This window comes from Phenylobacterium sp., assembly GCF_044358365.1.
Taxonomy (GTDB): domain Bacteria; phylum Pseudomonadota; class Alphaproteobacteria; order Caulobacterales; family Caulobacteraceae; genus Phenylobacterium.
Genome location: NZ_JBIKNZ010000145.1, coordinates 1 through 2,790, shown reverse-complemented (window position 1 = coordinate 2,790; position 2,790 = coordinate 1). Strand labels below are relative to the sequence as shown.

Here is a 2,790-nt window from a genome sequence, read left to right as displayed (position 1 = left end):
GCAACGGCTGAATCACCGACCACTCGAAATCCGTCAGATCAAAGCGTGCCATCTCAACCTCCATCCTGCGAAGATTGAATCAGCGACACCCCGATTTGGGAATCCCGTTTATGGGTCTGTGACCTAGCGGAAACGGGGTAAAAAAGGTCTCCATGCCCTCCCTGAAAAAGCGTTCCGTCCTGCTCGCTGGCCACGCGACCTCGATTGCTCTCGAGCCTGAGTTCTGGACCGTGCTCGAGGAGATGGCGGCCGCGCGCAACTCGAGCCTCGCGGCGTTGATCCTGACGATCGACCGCAGCCGCGGAGAACGCGCCCTGGCCTCGGCGTGTCGGGTCGCAGCGTTGACGTACCGCAGCGGTTAGCAGACCCGAACTCTGTGCTACATATGTTCCAATGTCGCCGTCCGAATCTCCAGATTTCCCCGCAATCCGCATCAGCGACCTGGCACGCGCCGATGCGCGGCCGGCGGATTATCTCGCAGGCCTGAACCCCGAACAGCGCGCGGCTGTCGAGGCCGTCGACGGGCCTGTGCTGGTGTTGGCCGGCGCGGGCACTGGAAAGACCAAGGTGCTGACCACGCGGCTGGCTCACATCCTGGCGACCGGCCGGGCCAAACCGTGGGAGCTGCTGGTTGTCACCTTCACCAACAAGGCCGCCCGGGAGATGCGCGAGCGGATCGGGGCCATCATCGGCCCGTCCGCCGAGGGGCTGCGCTGGCTGGGAACCTTCCACTCGGTGGCCGCCCAGATCCTGCGCCGCCACGCCGAACTGGTGGGCCTGAAGTCCAACTACACCATCCTGGACACCGACGATCAGGAACGCCTGATCAAGCAGGTGCTGGAAGCCGAGAACATCGATACCAAGCGCTGGACGCCCAAGGCCCTGGCCGGGCTGATCGACCATTGGAAAAACCGTGGCTGGCGGCCGGATCAGTTGCCGGTCGCGGAAAACGCCCACTTCGCCAACGGCAAGGGCCAGGCGATGTACCGGCAATATCAGGAACGGCTGCGCACGCTGAACGCCTGCGACTTCGGCGATCTGCTGCTGCATAACCTGACGATCTTCACCCAACATCCCGAGGTGCTGGGCGAGTTCCACGGTCGGTTCCGCTACCTGCTGGTCGACGAGTACCAGGACACCAATGTCGCCCAGTATCTCTGGCTGCGGCTGCTGGCCCAGAAGAGCCAGAACCTCTGCTGCGTGGGCGATGACGACCAGTCGATCTATGGCTGGCGCGGCGCCGAGGTGGACAACATCCTGCGCTTCGAGCGGGACTTCCCCGGCGCCAAGGTGGTGCGGCTGGAACGGAACTATCGCTCCACCAGCCACATCCTGGCCGCCGCGTCCGGCCTGATCGCCGCCAACAAGGGCCGGCTAGGCAAGACGTTGTGGACCGAGCAGAACGGCGGCGAAAAGGTGGTGGTGCGCGGCGTCTGGGACGGCGAGGCTGAATCCCGCCTGATCGCCGACGAGATCGAGCGCGCCAGAAAAGGCTCGACCGACAAGGACCCGCGCAAGTTCCGCGACATGGCCATCCTGGTCCGCGCCTCGTTCCAGATGCGGGCCTTCGAGGAGCGGTTCGTCATGCTACAGATCCCCTACACGGTGGTCGGCGGCCCGCGCTTCTTCGAGCGCGCCGAAGTCCGCGATGCGCATGCCTATCTGCGGCTGATCAACTCGGATGAAGACGACCTGGCGTTCGAACGGATCGTCAATGTGCCCAAGCGCGGGATCGGCGAGACCACGGTCCAGAAGCTGTTGCAGATCGCCCGGCTGAACGGGGTGTCGGCGGCGACGGCCGCGCGTGAGCTGGTGCGCACGGATGAACTGGCGGCGCGCACGCGCACGAGCCTGTCCAACTTCCTCCGCGATCTGGACCGCTGGCGCGCCGAGAGCGAGCGGACCGCGCATGCCCGGATCATGGAACAGGTCTTGGAGGAAAGCGGCTATACCGACGCGCTGCGCCTGGACAAGAGCCCCACCAGCCAGACCCGCCTGGAGAACCTGAAGGAACTGGTCCAGTCGATGGCCAATTTCGAGACGCTGCAGGGATATCTGGAGCACGTCTCGCTGGTGATGGACCTGGATCGCGGTCCGCAGGCCGACGCCGTCCAGATCATGACCCTGCACTCGGCCAAGGGGCTGGAGTTTCCGCTGGTGTTCCTGCCCGGCTGGGAAGAAGGCGTCTTTCCTTCCCAACGCAGCATGGACGAGAGCGGCGAGAAGGGCCTGGAGGAGGAGCGCCGGCTCGCCTACGTCGGCATCACCCGCGCCCGCGAGGAGGCCCGGATCTCCTTCGCCGCCAACCGCCAGGTCTATGGCCGCTGGACCAGCCAGCTGCCCTCGCGGTTCGTCGATGAACTACCGGTCGCCGATGTCGAGGCCTCATCCGAAACTGGCTACTATGGCGGCGGACCGGGCATGCAGCAGCATGGCAGCCGCTGGGACGAGACCCCCGCCTTCGGGACCGGCTATTCCTCCCCCGGCTGGCGCCGCGCACAGGCGTCCAGCTACAAGGGCAGCCACCCCGGCCGCCAGCAAGTGATCGAGGGCGACGGCCGACTGGTGGCCACCTCGGCCGGGTCGGCGGCAAGCGACTACAAGCGCGGCGACCGTGTGTTTCACATCAAGTTCGGCTACGGCGCCGTCCGCGCCGTCGAGGGCAACAAACTGACAGTCGCCTTCGACAAGGCCGGCGAAAAGAAGGTGCTGGATAGCTTCGTAGAGAAGGGTTGAGGCCAGCCTCTTTTACTCGTCATGGCCGGGCTTGACCCGGCCACCCATGCTCCC

2 protein-coding genes are annotated in these 2,790 nt (G+C 65.4%); both read left to right on the top strand.

Annotated elements, in window-relative coordinates; translation table 11 throughout:
* The first annotated feature begins 152 nt into the window (after nt 1–152).
* Nucleotides 153–362 carry a ribbon-helix-helix domain-containing protein gene (locus ACIQ3B_RS18515; RefSeq protein ID WP_397405210.1) on the top strand — a complete coding sequence of 70 codons (210 nt, stop codon included), beginning with the start codon at nt 153–155 and terminating at the stop codon, nt 360–362.
* Nucleotides 363–393: 31 nt separating this feature from the next.
* On the top strand, nt 394–2,736 hold the full coding sequence (locus tag ACIQ3B_RS18510) for an ATP-dependent helicase (RefSeq protein WP_397405208.1): 2,343 nt from the start codon (nt 394–396) through the stop codon (nt 2,734–2,736).
* Nucleotides 2,737–2,790 lie beyond the last annotated feature (54 nt).